A 17,304-nucleotide genomic window follows, 5' to 3' on the forward strand; every position below is an offset into this window, starting at 1 on the left:
ACCTACTTGTCCGACTGGACCCAGACGAGCATCTCTCCGGGTGCGCGGTTGTCCCAGAGATGATAGGGCACGAAACGCGCGGTGGCGACCTGCCTTTCGGCCGGCGCTTTGCGGTAAAGTGGCGTTCCCCAGTTCGATGTTTCCTCGCGCTCGACCTTGAGGTCGAGGGCGACGGCATCATTGAGATCCTTCAGCACGACGGTTTCGGCGGCCGGGAGCTCGCGGGGCAGGACGATGGCGTTGAGGTCTTCGCCATTGTCTGTGGTTTCGACGCAATAGACCAGCGGGCCGCGCATCAATGCGACGCGGCCGGCGTCCTGGCGCACCTTCGGATTGGCATATTGCGGGCGAAGCGCCAGCGGCAGGTAGAGGGCGACACGATCGCCCGCGGCCCAATCGCGATCAATGCTGACATATCCGTCCCGCATACTGGTGTTGAGATCGAGCATCTCTCCGTTGACGCTGAGGGTTGCACCATCAGCCCAGTCCGGAATGCGCAGCGATAGCGCAAACCTCGCCGGCTTCTCCAGCCTGGTCGTAAAGGCGACCGCACCGTCCCACGGATAGTTGGTGGTCTGCTCGAGTTCAACCTCGGCGCCGTTGGCGAGCTTCAGCCGCGCGGTGCTTTCGCCATAGAGGTGCACGGCGATCTCGTTATCCGAAACCGCGTACATATAGGAGCCGATCGAGGTCACCAGCCGGGCGATGTTGGGCGGGCAGCAGGGGCAATGGTGCCATTTCCAGCGGTGGTGCTTGCCGGCACTTTCGAGCGGATTGTCATAGAAGAACGTCTTGCCGTCGGTCGAAAGCCCCGGCAGCGCGCCGTTGTAAAGCGCCTGCTCCATGATATCGGCATAGCGCCGATCCGGCCCGCGGCCGAGCATGCGGCTCGCCCAGAACACCAGCCCGACCGAGGCGCAGGTCTCCGCATAAGCGGTATCGTTCGGCAGATCGAAGTAATCGGTAAAGCCCTCGTTGGAGGCAGCCGGCCCGATGCCGCCGGTGATGTACATCTGCTTGGTCGTCAGATCGTCCCAGAGCGTTTCCAGCGCTGCAGTCAGACTGTCGTCCTTGTATTCGGTGGCGATGTCGGCCATGCCCGAATAGAGGTACATGGCGCGCACGGCGTGGCCGACGACCTTTGTCTGCGCGCGCACAGGCTGGTGCGCCTGTGCATATTCATAGGTCTTCTGGTGGTACTCGGAGACATCGCGCCCGTCGCGGCTTGCCTCGGCAGTGAAGAAATGCGGTTCGGTGCCGCGTTCGTCGATGAAGTATTTCGATAGCTCGAGATATTTCTTCTCGCCGGTCACGCGGGCGAGCTTGACCAGCGCCAGCTCGACTTCCTCATGGCCGCAATAGCCTGATATCTGGCCTTCGCCGTGGCCGAAAATCTTGATCATGTAATCGGCATAGCGGCACATGATGTCGAGCAGCTTGCGTTTGCCGGTCGCCTGGTAATAGGCGACCGCAGCCTCCATCAGGTGGCCGGCGCAATAGAGCTCGTGATGGTCGCGCAGATTGGTCCAGCGGCGGTTCGGCTCCACACGCTGGAACCAGGCGTTCAGATAGCCGTCCTCGTCCTGCAGCTTCTCATACATGTCGATGATCTCGTCGGCGCGCGCCTCCAGCTTCGGGTTCGGCCGGCGATAAAGCGAATAGGCGATGGTCTCGATCGACTTGCCGAGATCGGAGTCCCAGAACATCTGCGTTGTCCCGCCCCATGGCTGTATCGGAATAACGACCCCGGGGCTTGGCTGACCGACGTCGATCGCCTTGAGCATGCCGGCCTCGACACAGCGGTCGAGCAGGGTCTCGGCAGTGGAATTGCAAACGGCATCCTGCCATTTGCCCCAGAACCCGCCGAGCTCGACATCGGGAACGGCGACGGGACGAAACTGGCGATCGTTGCTTGCTTTGGTCATAGGCTCCACTTTCCTTGAGATCATTTCACCGCGCCGGCCATCAGCCCGCGCATGTAGTAGCGTTGCAGGAGCAGGAAGACGATCAGGCAGGGGATCGTCATGACGACGACACCGGCCTGGACCGCTCCCCAGTTGATGGCGCCAAGCCGTCCGGCGCGAACCGCCGTCATCAGCACCGGCAGGGTGTATTTCTCATTGCTGGAGAGCAGCACGAGCGCAGCGAGAAACTCGTTCCAGGCATTGAGGAAGGCAAAGATCGCGACCGTCGCGACGCCGGGAAGCACCAGCGGCAGAAGAACCCGGACCAGAAGCCTGAGGTCGCGCGCGCCGTCGATGCGCGCGGCCTCTTCGATCTCCTTCGGCACGGCATCGAAGGCGTTGCGCATCATGAAGACCGAGAAGGGCAGCTGCAACGTCACATAGACGAGCGTCAGCCCAAGCAGCGAATTGTTGAGCCCGAGCTTTGCCAGGATGATGAAGAGCGGCGTCAGGATCGACTGGAACGGGATCATCAGCGTCGCGATGATCAGCACGAAGAGCGCATTCTTCAGCGGGAATCGATAGCGCGAGAAGCCGTAACCGGCGAGCAGGCTGACGGCGACGGTGAGCACCACGGTGGCAACCGAAACGAACAGCGAATTGATCATGTGCCGCCAGATGCCGGCACCGAACGTATCGAGCAGCGCGTAGGAATCGATGCTGACGCCTGAGGTCGGCCAAGGCGGCAAGGGCGGCAGGCTGGCCTCCGTGCCATGCCGGAAGGACGATAACAGCGTGATCACGAAGGGGGCGAGAAAGAAGATCGATATGGCGATGCCGGTCAGATGATAGGCCGACTTCGTCCGGATGGCCTTGCGCGCGCGGCGTTCCTTTGAGGTGGTCATGGACGCTCCTCCCCGACGCGAAGCAGCCAGAGCTGCACGATGCTGATGGCCACCAGGATGGCGAGAAGCACGATCGAGAGCGCTGCACCATAGCCGAGATTGAACGACACGAAGGACTGATTGAAGATGTAGTAGACCACCGAGATCATCTTGTTCTGCGGACCGCCCGACGTCATGATGTAGAACTGGTCGAAGGCGAGGATCGAACCGGTGACGGAGACGATCAGCGCCAGCGCGATCGTCTTGCGCATCAGCGGCAGCGTCAGATGCCGGAAACGCTGCCAGCGGCCGGCGCCGTCGATGCGGGCGGCCTCCGTCAGCTCGGACGGAATGGCCTGAAGCCCCGTCAAAAGAATGATCATGGTGAAGCCTGCGATCTTCCAGACGACCATCACCACGATCGTCAGAAAGGCGGTGTCGAAGGTCGCAAGAAGATTGGGGCTCTTTTCGACGAGGCCGAGCGCCTTCAAGGCCGGGCCGATGAAGCCGCTATCGACATTGGCGAGCCAGACCCAAAGCAGGGAGGCTGTGGCAAGACCGACGACGACGGGCAGGAAGATGATCGTGCGGTAGGCGCCGACGAACTGCCGTTCCTTTTCGACGAAGATTGCCAGCGGAAAGGCGATCGCGAAGATCGCGATGGTGACGATCACGGTGTAATAGGCCGTGAAATTCAGCGCCGTCATGAAACGGGTGTCGTTCGCCATGCGGAAATAATTATTGAAGCCGATCCAGCGAGACGCCCCCATCAGCGGCCAGTTGTGAAGGCTCATCCATCCGGTGAAGAGAACCGGCATGATGAAGAAGACGATGACCAGCGCCATAGCCGGCGCGATGTAGACGAGGCCGCGCCAGTTCGATCGGCGCCGTCGCCTGCGCCGAGGCAATAGAATCTCTGAACCGGAACCGGTCATCAAAACGCTCCGCATCTGTCGAGTGAAATTGGCCGGGAAGCTGCCACCGCTCCCCGGCCGCGGCCGGGAGAGAGTTATTGGCCGCTATCGATGATCGATTGCATTTCCGACTGGGCGCTCGAAAACGCGCCGTCGACATCGTCGCCGAAGATCGAGGCGTTGGTGAAGCTGGCCCAAGGCCCGTTGGCGCTATTGATCAAGTCGTTGAACTGCAGCGTATAGGGTGTCTTGGCGACACCGATCGCCTTCAGGCCAACCTGCATGCGCGGATCGAGGCCCTCAAGCACCTTGTCGGCGATATCGCCGCGCGTCGGCAGGCTGCCATATTTCGCCATGATCTTCTGGCCGTCCATCGAATACACATATTCGAGGAACTCCTTCACCGCGTCGATCTTCTTCGTACCCTTGGTGATGACGAAGTTGTCGCCGCCGGCAAACGACGAAGGCTTCCCGTCGACGCCAGGAATGAGGGTCACGCCGAAGTTGATATCGGGATGCTCGGTTACCAGCGTGCCGATGGCAAAGGCGCCGAGGCTTTGCTGGCCGATCTTGCCGTTGGTGAAGGTCAGGAAGTTCGCGCCGTTGTCGCTGGCGGCTCCCGCCGGCACGAGGTCCTTCTTGACCATGTTGCGGTAGATATCGACGGCCTTGCGCATCTGAGGCGTATCGAGCGTCGCCGTCTTGCTGTCGGCCGACAGGATATCGGCGCCCGCCCCCCAGACGAGCGGCGTGAAGGTGAAGATCATGCAGCCGCCGCAGCCGCCGCCGGAGAAGTAGAAGCCGTAGGTATCGTCACCCAGCGCCCGGATCTTCTCGGCATTGGCGGTAATTTCGTCCCAATTCACAGGTGCCTTTTCTGGGTCGAGACCGGCCTTCTTGTAGAGATCCTTGTTCCAGGCAAAGACGGATGTTTCGACCGAAAGCGGCAGGCCGTAGATCCGGTCCTGATAGGTGCCCAAGCGAACATGCGATGCCGAAAGCGAATTGAAATAGGGCAGGGATTTTGCCCAGTCCGTCAGATCTTCCAGCTGGCCGGCCGCGGCAAAGGCAGGGTTATAGATGAGGTCCATCGACAGGGCGTCCGGCGCCTGTCCGCCGGCGATCGCCGTCGCATATTTCTGCACCAGCTCGGAGAACGGCACTTCGGTCATCACGACCTTGTTCTCGTGACCGGAATTATAGGCTTCGACGACCTTCTTGAAGGCGTCGCCGATCCCCGAGCGAACCCACATTTCGACATTTTCGGCAGCCGACGCGGCCGACACCAGACATAGGGTAGCGATGCTGGTCGCCGCCAATAGACGCTTGATCATGACACTCCTCCCGATATGGCGCATCTCCTCGCGCCTTTGCTCATTCACGTGTTCTCATTCCGTGGGGCTTTCCCCCCGCATGACTGCCGGACGATCAGCCGGCACGGCAATTTCCTCACTCCCGGCTCGACAGGCCGTCCTTCCGCAAGCGCAAGCACTGTCAATCCGGCTTGCCGCCCGAGCTCCTTCAGTTCCATGTCCACCGTCGTCAGCGGCGGCCGCGTCTGGGCAGCGACAATCTCCCAATTGTCGAAGCCGATCACCGAAACGTCCTGCGGCACCTTGACGCCGCGCTCACGCAACGCATCCACAGCACCTCGGGCGATCTGATCGTTGCCGCAGAAGAGCGCATCCGGTTTTTCTCCCGGTCTCTTCCAAAGCTGTTCGACGGCCTCATGCCCCCAGCTTTCCGACCAGACGCCGTAAAGCACCGGCTCGCGGTGACCTGCCACCTCGTGATAGGCGCCGGCACGCTCCCGCACCGAGAAGAAGTCCTCCGGCCCGGTGATGTGCGCAATCCGCCGCCGCCCGATCTTCACGAGCCATTCCACCGCCAGCCGCGCACCCTGTTCGTCGTCAGACCGGAAGCTAACGCTGTTCTGCGTCCCCTCCGTGAATGCGTAAACGACAGGCACATGCAAATTCGACAGATCGACAGGCAAGCGCCGATCCAGGCGTTTTCCCGTCGCAATGATGCCGTCGACCTGTTTGTCCAGCATCGCGTCGACATGGATCTGGGCGAGCGCCGGATCGTCTTCGATGGCACACAGGAAGACCGAAACGCCGTGATCGACGAGAGCGTCGGAAATACCCGCCATGACAGGCAGCGTGAAACGGCCATAAGTGTCGTTCGTCAGCAGCCCGATGGTGAAACTGCGCTTGCTGAGAAGACCTCTCGCCAGCGCATTCGGCCGATATCCGATTTCGGCGGCGATCCGCTTCACCCGCTCGCGCGTTTCCGAGCCCATCCGGCCGGTATCATTGAGAGCTTTCGACGCCGTCGAGATGCTCACCGCGGCAGCCGCCGCCACCTCGTGGATGGTGATCCTGCCTCTTTTTCCTCCCGATATGTTCAGAACGTCCTCCTTCTGAAGTGACCTGAGAAAAGCTTTTACCAACCTCCATGTCAAGTGAGAAAAGGTTTTCTCGTGATGGCGGGAGGGAGACCGGGTGCCACGCGGTCTAGCCGCTGGCATCGGGAAAAATGTTCTGGATGCAATGCAGCCGGATCGCCCTACCCTGTCGAAGGCAGGTTTGCTGCGGCGTCTTGCGGCAACCGAAACCAGCCACAACCAGCGCCTTCAATAGAGGCGCTGGGTTGCGGTACGAACCAGACGATTATCGAAAAATCAGGCGACGTGCCTTGCGAGCGCGCAGCGCGACCAGAGCGAATGCAGCGCCTCGACCAGATGGGCGATATCGGCATCGGAATGCAGCGGCGTCGGCGTGATGCGCAGCCGCTCGGTCTTCTTCGGCACGGTGGGATAATTGATCGGCTGGACATAGACGCCGCAATTGTCGAGCAGCAGGTCGGAGATCCACTTGCATTTCGCCGCATCGCCGACCAGCACCGGCACGATATGGCTCGGATTGGGCATATGCGGAATGCCGCGCTGGTCGAGTAGCGCTCTCAGCTTGCGGACACGGTCCTGATGGCGGGCGCGCTCGAACTGGCTGACCTTCAGGTGCTGGATCGAGGCGACGGCGCCGGCGGCCAATGCTGGCGGCAGCGCCGTGGTGAAGATGAAGCCGGAGGCAAACGAGCGGATGAAATCGCAAAGTGCCGTCGAAGCGGCGATATAGCCGCCCATCACCCCGAAAGCCTTGCCGAGCGTACCCTCGATGACGGTCAGCCGGTCCATCAGTCCTTCGCGCTCGGCAATACCGCCGCCGCGCGGGCCGTACATGCCGACGCCATGCACTTCGTCGAGATAGGTCATCGCGCCATATTTGTCGGCGAGGTCGCAAATCTCCTTGATCGGGGCGATATCCCCGTCCATCGAATAGACGCTCTCGAAAGCGATCAGCTTCGGCGCCTTCGGATCGGCGGCCTTAAGCTTGGCTTCGAGATCGGCCACGTCATTGTGCTTCCAGATTACCTTGTCGCACTTGGCATAGCGGATGCCCTCGATCATCGAGGCATGGTTCAGCGCGTCGGAGAAGATGATGAGGCCGGGGATCTTCGCGCCGAGCGTGCCGAGTGCTGCCCAGTTGGAAACATAACCCGACGTAAAGATCAGCGCTGCTTCCTTGCCATGCAGATCGGCAAGCTCACGCTCGAGCATGACGTGATGGTGGTTGGTGCCAGAAATATTCCGGGTGCCTCCCGCACCCGCGCCACAGTGGTCGATGGCGTTCTTCATCGCCTCGATCACCTTGGGATGCTGGCCCATGCCGAGATAGTCGTTGGAGCACCAGACTGTGACTTCCTTCTCGCCATCCGCGGTGTAACGCGTCGCGCGGGGAAAATTGCCGCGGTGACGTTCGAGATCGGCAAAAACGCGGTAACGGCCCTCGGTACGAAGCCCGTCCAGCTCGTTTTTGAAAAACGCTTCGAAATCCATCATCTGCTCCAGTATCGCGCGGATGTTCTTGATGACTGGACGTCCGCGCGTCAATGCTTACCCTTTGCTTTAACATCAACTGCGGCAAAAGGCCCAGATTTTTGAATGATTCCAGATAAAAAATATGCAAGCCGCGATCAACGAAATTGATGCCGCAGAAGGCAGCCGAGTTTGCCGACCGAGCAAAAGGCGACCCAACCTGATCGCAAAAAAATCAGTACACCGGATGGACAACCCTTTCTTCCGACATAGTTTTCGGTCTAGCCTGACAAAAAATAGAAGGGACGGCCTTTGCCCGCTGGGCAACAACCTCGGAGAGAAAAGATGAAGAAAGTTGTCATACTCGCATTGATCGGCCTGTCGATCGCAAGCTGCACGCCGACGCAGCAGGGCGCCGGCATCGGTGCTGCATCAGGTGCCGTGATCGGCGGCGTAGTCACCGGCAACGTCCGTGGCGCGGCAGTCGGCGCCGCTATCGGCGGCGTGTCCGGCGCCCTCATCGGCAGCGTCGCCGAACAGCCTGGCCAGTGCTACTATCGCGACCGCTACGGCCGCCGTTACATCGATAGTTGCCCGCGCTGAGAGCGCTTGGAAACCGGCAAATTCAGGAAATCCCGGACACACGTCCGGGATTTTTTGTGCTAAATTAGCGCGTTGGCAATTTAAAATGGTACACCCCGCGCGATTTTGTCGCTAAGCTGTTCATGGCTGGGCAACGAAGCTTCAATGTAGACATAACCAAAAGCGGCGGATGCGGATCAGAGGGACAGGCCCGAAAACAGGTACTGCGTATCGGCGAACAGGCACCATGATGGTGGTCGCAGCGGCAGCTGCGTTCTCACCGGTCCTGATCGGCGACGCTTATGCCTTCAAGCTTTTCGGCATCACCATTTTCGGCAAAGAAGAAGACGAAGGCGAACAAGTGCCCGATCCGGTGCGCTACCACGTCGATCTCAGGGCCGATACCGCCGATCCCGACCTTAAAGAAGCGCTGGAAAACAGTTCCCGTCTCGTCAGCGACCAGAAGCAGCCGGTTTCCGGCGATCTCGGCATCGTCGTCAAGGCGCGCGACGACCGTGAGCGGCTGATCGCCGCCTTGTATGAAAAGGCCCGTTATGGCGGCCTAGTGACGATCACCATCGACGGCAAGAATATCGACGACCTGCCGCCCAATCCGACATTCGACCGGTCAGGGCCGATCCCCGTCACCGTCGACATTGCTCCCGGCCCCGTTTTCAAGGTCAGGGAGGTACAGTTCGGCGGCGATGCTGCAAACCATAATCCCGCCGATTACGACCTCGCCCCGGGCGCGCAAGCCGGCTCGCTCGCCATCATTAGGGCCGGCGACAAGATCGTCGAACAATTGAAGAGCGAAGGCCGGCCCTTCGCCAAATTGACCGAACGCAAGGTCGTCGCCGATCATGACAGCGACACCGTCGATATCGTCCTTGCTGCCGAGGGCGGTCCCATCGCCCCGATCGGCGATGTCGGCGTCACCGGCGAGAAGACCGTCAGGCCAGGTTTCATCCAGCGTTACTCCCGGCTGAACAAGGGCGAAGCCTACTCCCCGGAAGCGCTGAAGAAAGCCGGCGAGCGGCTTCGCGCTCTCGGCGTCTTTTCGAGCGTCACCATTCACGAAGGGGATGCGCTGGCACCGGATGGCACCTTGCCGATGACGATCGAGGTTTCCGAGGGCAAGAGGCGCTACTTCGGCGTCGGCGCGCAATATTCCACCACCGACGGCTTCGGCATTCAGGGCTATTGGGGCCACCGCAACCTGTTCGGCGAAGCCGAAACGCTGAGGATCGAAGGAGCGGTCTCCCGGCTTGGCGAAACGACAGATGTCGGCAGCCTCGACTATTCCGCTGGCATCCTCTTCACCAAGCCCGGCGCCTTCTTCCCCGCCGCCACCCTGAAGGCCGGCATCGTCGCCAAGACCGAAAATCCGGATGCCTATAACGCGACGCTCGTCACCGCCTCGCTCGGCCTTTCCTACGAATTGACCGACCAGGACACGGTCTCGGCGAGCGGCGAGGTCAGCTGGGAGCGCGATGATGACGCCTTCGGCGTGAACGACTATCTGACCTTCACCTTGCCGATCAAATATGATCGCGACGCACGCGACGACAAGTTCAACCCGACGGAGGGTTATCGCGCGACATTCTCGGCAAAGCCCGGCTACGAAATCTTCAACGCCACGCCCTATGCGGCATTCGAGGGCTCGATCTCCGGCTATCTGCCGTTCGGCCAGGAAGACGGTGTGGTGCTTGCCGGCAAAGTTGCCGCCGGCGTCCTGATCGGCGGCGATAGCATTGGGGATATTCCCGCCACGCAGCGCTTCTTTGCCGGCGGCGGCGGCTCCGTGCGCGGATACAGCTATCAGGAAATCTCGCCCTATAACGACAATGGCGATGCCACCGGCGGCCGCTCCTATGTGACCGGTTCGCTGGAGGCCCGCATCAAGATCACCGATACGATCGGCATCGTGCCCTTCATCGATGTCGGCACCGTATCGGACAGCACCTTTCCGGGTTTTTCCGATATTCGCGCCGGCGCCGGCGCCGGAATACGATATGCAACACCTTTCGGCCCGCTGCGGCTTGATTTTGCCATGCCGCTGAACAAGTACGAAGATGGCACAGATTACGGAATCTACGCGGGCATCGGCCAATCCTTCTAGAATTGCCGATTCCCCTCGTGTTTTCCGATCTGCGAGCCGTCATGAAAACGGGGTAGTGTCCGCGCCGATGCAAACGCTGGCAAAAATCGTCAATTGGATCGTACGGCTCACCGGCTATGCCGTCGGCGCCACCTTGATTCTCGCTGTCGCCGCACTTGCGATCTTCGGCTTCACCAGTTTTGGCGCTCGCATCGTCACGGAAAAGATAGCCTCCACGCTTTCCAACCGCGACATGACGATCGAGGTTCGCGAACCGCAAGGCCTTTTGACCGGTGGGCTTCGCGCCGCCGAGATCTCCATCTCCGATACCAGGGGCGTCTTTGCGGAAATTCATGGCGTCGCGATCGACTGGAATCCGCTTGCGCTGCTGACGGGAACCTTCCATGCCAAACGCTTCGAGATCGAAGCGATCAACGTGCTGCGCAAGCCGGTACGCACCCTGCCCTCGCGGCCCGGAGCTGAAAATTCCGGCGGATTCGCTCTTCCGATCAAGTTCGATATAGACCGCGTCGCGCTGCCCGATATCAAACTTGCCGCACCCGTTGCCGGCCGCGCCTTTGCGCTCGCCGCCGAAGGCAGCCTTTCAGCGAATGGCGATGGCGGCGAGGCCGTCGTCAATGTCAGCCGTCACGCGGTCCCGGATGCGCGGCTTGCCGCCGATATCGCCTATGCACCGGCTGAAAACCGGTTGCGGCTGAAGGCGCAGCTTTCCGAGCCGAAGGGCGGACTGCTGGCAGGCTTTCTCGGCCTGCCGGACAGCCCGGCCGTCAACATCGATCTCGACGGCCAGGGGCCGATATCCGATTGGAAGGGCAAATTGCAGGCCGCCCTCGACGGGCAGCAGCGCGCCGCAATCGAGACCCGGCATCAGATCACGGCAGACGGACTGCACCACCTCGACCTCAAGGGCGGCGGTGACCTGAGTTCGCTGCTTCCATCGGCATTCCGGCCGCTTTTTGCCGGCCAGACCAATATCGATCTTGCCACCACTTTCGACGACCGCGGCAAGATCGATATCCAGACCGGCAATATCGCCACCGGCAGCGTCGTGATCGCCGCCTCGGGCACCCTCGATCCAGCCGGCAACAACAGCCTGAACGCCAATCTGCTCGGCACGTCGGGGCCGGTCGATTTCCGCTGGCCACTCGCTGAAGGCGAAGCGCGCTTCCTCATTTCTGGCCTCAACCTGGCGCTAACCGGCGATGCCCAGGCCGCCCGACTGAACGTCAGCGGCTCGCTCGACACCGCAACCCTTCCGCAGGCCAATATCGGCAACATCAAGCTGACCGCAAAGAGCGACGCCTTCAATCTCGCCGCCCGTTCCGGCAGCGTCCAATTGCGCCTCGTTGCCGGCGATACGACCTTCACCGACCCGAACCTCAATCGCGCCGTCCAAGGCCCTGTCACGATCGCCTCGCCGCTGCAGATCTCGCCCTCAGGCATCGGCTTTAACGGCACCACCGTCGAAAGCGCCAATATCAACGGCGGCCTCAACGGCTCCTACCGGCTGGCGGACAAGGCGCTGACCGGCAACCTCAAGCTCACTATCAGCCCGGCAGCCCTGCCGGCTGCGGTGACAAGCAGGTTCGACGGACCGATCTCGCTCGAAAGCCAGGTGGTCGGCACCATCCCGTCAAAATTCGCGCTGTCCAATCTCGTCCTGAAGTCCGGCACGCTCGAAGCCGCCGGCAACGTCGCACTCGATGGCGGGATGTTGAATGCCGATCTCTCGGGCCGGCTGCCTGACATCGGCAAGCTCATCCCCGGCGCCAGTGGTGGAGCGGGTTATGCATTGAGAGTGGGAGGTGAGCTCCCGGCCCTCTCCGTGACGGCCAATCTCAAGGCCGCCAGCCTTGAAATGGCCGACCGCGTGCTCGGCAACCTCAATATCGACCTGTCGGGTCTCGCCGATCCCAAGGCGCCGCAGGGTAGGATCGCCGCCACCGGCACGATCGATGGCCAACCGATCGGCATCAACGGCGACATCACCTCGCAGGACGGCAAGATAAGCATTCCGGCGCTGACCGCCGATATCGGCGGCAACCGACTGACCGGCAATGCGGAATTCTCGCCTACCCTGGAGCCAACAGCCGCACTGACCTTCGATTTCCCCAATGTCGGCCTGCTCGCCGCACTCGGCGGACAGAAGGCCGAAGGCGATCTCAAGGGTTCGCTCGGCATCAGCAGCGACAGCGGCAGGGTTGCGCTTAAGCTGCTTGCAACCGGCGGCTCGATCCGCCGCGATACGCTTGCGATCGTTAAGCCGGATATCGATGTCACGATCAGCGATCTCAATGCCCTTGCCGCAAACGGCACCGTCAAGGCCGAGGAGGTGAGCGCCGGAACGAACAGGCTTGCCGGCCTTTCGCTTAGGTTTGCCAAGCAGCAGAACCATACCGACTTCGATCTCGATGCTGCCTATGACGGCAATCCCGTGCTGGCCGCAGGCGATATCGAGGCGGCGGACGGCGCGATCCACCTGAACCTTGATCGCTTCTCGGCAAGCCCCCGCAATATCCCGATCGAGCTGGCCGCACCGGCGCAGGTCGCCATCGGCGGCGGTGCCGCCAGCCTGAACGGACTTATGCTGAAAACCGGCACCGGCTCGGTAACCGTTACCGGTTCCGCCGGCGAAACGCTGAAGCTTGATGCAGATATCCGCGAGCTGCCGGCTGCGCTCGCCAACGGTTTCGTGCCCAACCTTTCAGCCGGCGGCACGATCTCCGGAACGATTGCCGTGACGGGAACGCCGGCAGCACCGGTCGCCGACTTCAAGCTCGACTGGAAGGATGCGACGACGGGCCAGACCAAGGGCGCCGGCCTGGCGCCGCTCGACATCACCGCCGGCGGCAAATTCGCCGATAACAAGCTCGATTTCGACACGACGGTCGGCAGTGATGACGGCCTTTCGCTCAAGGCCGCCGGCAATGTCGCGCTCGCCGACCCGAAGGCACCGGTGCTTGATGTCAACGCCGATATCCTCAACCTGCCTGCCCGCATCGCCAATGGTTTCGTTCCCGATCTCGCCGCCGAAGGCACGATTACAGGAAAAGTGGCGGCCTCCGGTTCCCTCGCTGCGCCCACCGCCAATTTCGATCTCGATTGGAAAGGTGCTGCGACGAGCCAGACGAAGCGCGTCGGCCTTGCCGATCTTGGCCTCAAGGCATCCGGTAAATTCGCAGACAGCAAGCTCGATTTCGATACAGTGATCGGCGGCGCCAACCGCCTCTCGCTGAAGGCAAACGGCAATGTCGCCATCACAGGCACGACGATCGGCAACGTCAAAACCGATGCCGCGCTGGCGAATGTCCCGGCGAATATCGCAAACAGCTTCGTCGCCGATCTCGCCGCCGAAGGCACGATCTCCGGAAAGATCTCGGCCAGCGGATCGCTTTCCGCCCCGAGTGCCGATTTCGATCTCAAATGGAAAGACGCAGCGACGAGCCACACGAAACGTGCCGGCCTTGCCGCGCTCGGCATGGCCGCATCGGGAAAATTTGCCGACAACAAGCTTGATTTCACCACGGCGATCGACGGCGCCAACAGCCTCTCCTTAAAGGCAAACGGCAATGTCGCCATCACGGGCACGACGATCGGCAACGTCAAGGTCGATGCCGCGCTGGCAAATGTGCCAGTAAATATAGCAAACAGCTTCGTCGCCGATCTCGCCGCCGAAGGCGCGATCTCCGGAAAGATCTCAGCCAGCGGGTCCCTTTCCGCCCCGAGTGCCGATTTCGATCTCAATTGGAAAGACGCTGCGACGAGCCACACGAAACGTGCCGGCCTTGCCGCGCTCGGCGTGACCGCATCGGGAAAATTTGCCGACAACAAGCTTGATTTCAATGCGGCAGTCAGCGGCGATAAAGACCTCTCACTGAAGGCCAAGGGCAATGTCGCATTGGCCGGCACGGCGATCGACAGCCTCAAGGTCGATGCCGAGATCGCCAAGCTTCCGGCCAGCCTGGCAAATGCCTTCGTTCCCGATCTGGCGGCTGGCGGCACGATATCCGGCACTTTGTCCGCTGCCGGGACACCTGCCGCACCGAAAGCCGACTTCAAGCTCGACTGGACGGATGCTGCGACCAGCCAGACCAGAAGCGCTCACCTCTCGGGCCTCGCGCTCACCACATCCGGACGCTTCGCCGACGACCGGCTCGATTTCGATGCCAATCTCGGCGGCCGGGACGGCCTCTCGCTGAAGGCCGCCGGCAACATCGCAATATCAGGCACGTCAGTCCGCAACCTCGACGTCAAGGCCGATCTCGCCAACCTGCCTGCAGGCCTCGCCAACGGCTTCGTCCCCGGTCTTGCCGCTGAAGGCACCGTGTCGGGCACGGCATCCGCCTCCGGCGCGCTGCCAAAGCCGGCGGTCGATTTCAAGCTCGACTGGAAGAACGCCGCGACCGCCCAGACCAAAAGCAGCGGCCTTTCGGGCCTGAGTGCCGCGGCATCCGGCAAGTTCGCCAACGATCGGGTCGACTTCGATGCCAACCTTACCGGCAAGGACGGCGTGTTGGCCAAGGCGACGGGCGGCGTCACGATCGCGGGAACGGCCATCCGGGACCTTTCGATCAATGCCGATATCCCGGCGCTGCCGGCAAATATCGCAAATGCCTTCGTTCCCGGTCTCGGTGCTGAAGGCACGCTTTCGGCAAACGCCGTGACGTCGGGGACGCCGGCAAATCCGATCGTCGATTTCAAGCTCAACTGGAAAGATGCCGCGACCAGCCACACCAAGGCTGCCGGCCTTTCCCGCCTTGCGCTGGCGGCGACGGGAAAATACGCCGGCGACAGGCTGAATTTTGATGCCGCCCTCAACGGCAGCGGCGGCATTGCGCTGAAAGCTACCGGCAATCTCGCCATCGCCGGCACGTCGATCCGGTCGCTCAATGTCACGGCGAATACCACCAATCTTCCGGCGGGCATTGCCAACGGCTTTGTTCCCGGCCTTGCAGCCGAGGGCGCGGTCTCGGCGACCGTGAAAGCCACCGGCGCGCTATCGGCGCCCTCCGTCGACTTCAAGGTCGACTGGAAGAACGCAGCGACGAGCCAGACCAAAGGCGCCGGCCTTTCGCCGTTCAGCATCGGTGCATCAGGCAAACTTGCCGGAAACAGGCTGACGGTCGACACCAGCCTTGCCGGTGACGCCGGCATGTCGCTGAAGGGCGGCGGCAGTGTCGTGATCACAGGCAATCGCGCCATCGACATGCGGTTCAACGGCAATCTTCCTTTCGCCGTGCTCGGCGCCCCGCTTGCGCAGCAGGGCCTCGTAGCGGACGGCGTCGCCACCGTCAATCTCCAGATTGGCGGAACGGCCGCAGCACCCGTCATCAACGGCACTGTCTCGACCAACGGCGCCAAGCTCGTCGACGTCCGACGCAATCTCGCCGTCAACAATCTGACGGCGACCGTGACCTTCAATGGCAGCCAGGCGGTGATATCGCGCCTCAGCGGCAGCCTTGGCGGCGGCGGTACGATTTCGGCCAGCGGCACCATCGGCATCCAGCCGGCCGGCGGCTTTCCCGCCGACATTTCGATCAAGCTCGACAAGGCGGTCTATGTCGATGGAACCCTTGTCGTCTCGACCGTCAATGGCACCGTCGGCCTGCGCGGGCCGATCACCAATGCGACGCTGAGCGGCAAGCTTCGGCTGGACAAAACCTCGATCACGGTGCCGGAAAAATTGCCGACCTCGCTCAGAGAAGTCGACATCCGGCATAAGAATGCGCCGCGGGCGGTGCTTGCACAGCTGCGCGATGACGGTGAGCGCAAACCCGGCGAGAAATCCTCCGTGATTACGCTGGATCTCGAAATCGACGCGCCCTCGCATATCTTCGTGCGCGGCCGCGGCATCGACGCCGAGCTCGGCGGACGGGTGACGATCCGCGGAACGGCGGCTGCACCCATCGTGACTGGCGGCTTCACCATGCGCCGAGGTCGCATGACCATTCTCAACCGCCGCCTGGATTTCTCCGACAAGAGCAGGATCACCTTTGCCGGTGATCTGACGCCGGCGCTCGATATGGAAGCGACCTCGGCCTCCGGATCGACGACGCTGACCGTCGACGTCACGGGCCTCGCCACCGACCCCGCGATCACCTTTTCCTCCTCGCCCCAGCTGCCGCAGGACGAGGTGCTGGCGCAGTTGATCTTCGGCCAGTCGATGTCGAAGCTCTCGCCGGTGCAGATCGCCCAGCTCGCCGACGCCGTCAGTCAGCTGGCCGGCAACCGCTCCACCTCGCTTTTCGAAGGCCTGCGCAACCAGCTCGGCGTCGACGATTTCGACGTCAGCACCGATTCCAAGGGACAGACAAGCGTCAGCGTCGGCCGCTATCTCAACGATCGCACCTATTTCGAATTGCAGCAGGGCGGTTCGGCCGGCGCCAAGGCGGTGATCAATCTCGATGTCGGCCGCGGCGTCAAGCTGCGCGGAGCGGCCGGGGGTAATGGTGCGGGCGAAGCCGGCGTTGTTTATGAACGGGAATACTGATGCATCTCGCCCTAAGCTGTGCAGCAGCTTTGGAACGACGGCACGCACAAGCTTTAAGCCGGCTTAGAAGCCAGTCTTGCTCGTCTTGAGAAGGATATTGGTCTCGGTCGAATTGATGCCGTTGACCAGCCGGATGCGACGCAGCGTCTCGTCGAAGGAGGCGAGGTCACGATCCTCGAGCTCGGCGACGAAATCCCATTTGCCATTGGTGCTGTGCAGTGCGCGCACCTGCGGCAGGCCCCGCAACTGATCGGCCACCCTGTCGGCGAGCTTGCCAAGCACCTCGATCATGACGATGGCGCGCACGCCGGCGGAGCGCGTCTCATGGCCGGTGCGGATGGTGAAGCCGACGATGGTGCCGCTGGCGACCAGCCGCTCGATCCGGGCGGCAACCGTTGCCCGTGATGCACCCGTCATTGCCGCAAGCGAAGAGACGGAAATCCGGGCGTTATGGCGAAGTGCACTCAGAAGTTCGGTATCGAGATCATCCACGCTGATCACTTTGTCAAAATTGGTTTATCAATCTGCGCAATC

Annotated in this window: 10 protein-coding genes; 3 read left to right on the forward strand and 7 right to left on the reverse strand. The window is 61.8% G+C overall.

What is annotated here, in order from left to right; all coding sequences use genetic code 11:
* Nucleotides 1-2: 2 nt before the first annotated feature.
* The 6 genes from ELH03_RS19800 to hemA form a co-directional block, all read right to left on the reverse strand.
* Nucleotides 3-1,925 carry a glycoside hydrolase family 127 protein gene (locus ELH03_RS19800; protein WP_128410438.1) on the reverse strand — a complete coding sequence of 641 codons (1,923 nt, stop codon included), beginning with the start codon at nt 1,923-1,925 and terminating at the stop codon, nt 3-5.
* A gap of 20 nt (nt 1,926-1,945) precedes the next feature.
* Entirely contained in the window at nt 1,946-2,809 is an 864-nt protein-coding gene (locus tag ELH03_RS19805) for a carbohydrate ABC transporter permease (protein WP_027682619.1), read from the reverse strand.
* Nucleotides 2,806-3,723 (reverse strand): carbohydrate ABC transporter permease, encoded by a 918-nt coding sequence (locus ELH03_RS19810; RefSeq protein ID WP_027666834.1) that lies wholly within the window; start codon nt 3,721-3,723, stop codon nt 2,806-2,808. Before ELH03_RS19810 ends, ELH03_RS19805 begins: the two co-directional genes overlap by 4 nt.
* Nucleotides 3,724-3,797: 74 nt before the next feature.
* Nucleotides 3,798-5,036 carry an ABC transporter substrate-binding protein gene (locus ELH03_RS19815; RefSeq protein ID WP_128410439.1) on the reverse strand — a complete coding sequence of 413 codons (1,239 nt, stop codon included), beginning with the start codon at nt 5,034-5,036 and terminating at the stop codon, nt 3,798-3,800.
* A 44-nt stretch (nt 5,037-5,080) separates the two neighbouring features.
* Complete coding sequence (locus ELH03_RS19820; RefSeq protein WP_128410445.1) at nt 5,081-6,067, reverse strand: LacI family DNA-binding transcriptional regulator; 987 nt, start codon at nt 6,065-6,067, stop codon at nt 5,081-5,083.
* Between the two features lie 318 nt (nt 6,068-6,385).
* Nucleotides 6,386-7,600, reverse strand: a complete 1,215-nt coding sequence (hemA, locus tag ELH03_RS19825) for a 5-aminolevulinate synthase (protein WP_105008261.1) — start codon at nt 7,598-7,600, stop codon at nt 6,386-6,388.
* A gap of 324 nt (nt 7,601-7,924) precedes the next feature.
* Between hemA and ELH03_RS19830 the strand changes: the two genes are divergently transcribed.
* The 3 genes from ELH03_RS19830 to ELH03_RS19840 all read left to right on the forward strand — a co-directional run bounded on the left by ELH03_RS19830 (nt 7,925) and on the right by ELH03_RS19840 (nt 16,770).
* On the forward strand, nt 7,925-8,182 hold the full coding sequence (locus ELH03_RS19830; RefSeq protein ID WP_012759223.1) for a YMGG-like glycine zipper-containing protein: 258 nt from the start codon (nt 7,925-7,927) through the stop codon (nt 8,180-8,182).
* A gap of 169 nt (nt 8,183-8,351) precedes the next feature.
* On the forward strand, nt 8,352-10,280 hold the full coding sequence (locus ELH03_RS19835; RefSeq protein WP_197727767.1) for an autotransporter assembly complex protein TamA: 1,929 nt from the start codon (nt 8,352-8,354) through the stop codon (nt 10,278-10,280).
* A 67-nt stretch (nt 10,281-10,347) separates the two neighbouring features.
* Nucleotides 10,348-16,770, forward strand: coding sequence for a translocation/assembly module TamB domain-containing protein (locus ELH03_RS19840; RefSeq protein WP_130766723.1), 6,423 nt, complete (start codon nt 10,348-10,350; stop codon nt 16,768-16,770).
* Between the two features lie 63 nt (nt 16,771-16,833).
* On the opposite strand, the gene ELH03_RS19845 is transcribed toward ELH03_RS19840, so the two are convergent.
* A complete protein-coding gene (locus ELH03_RS19845; protein WP_027682612.1) occupies nt 16,834-17,271 on the reverse strand; it encodes an Lrp/AsnC family transcriptional regulator in 438 nt (145 codons plus the stop codon).
* Nucleotides 17,272-17,304: the final 33 nt, after the last annotated feature.

It is taken from the genome of Rhizobium beringeri, assembly GCF_004306515.1.
Taxonomy (GTDB): domain Bacteria; phylum Pseudomonadota; class Alphaproteobacteria; order Rhizobiales; family Rhizobiaceae; genus Rhizobium; species Rhizobium beringeri.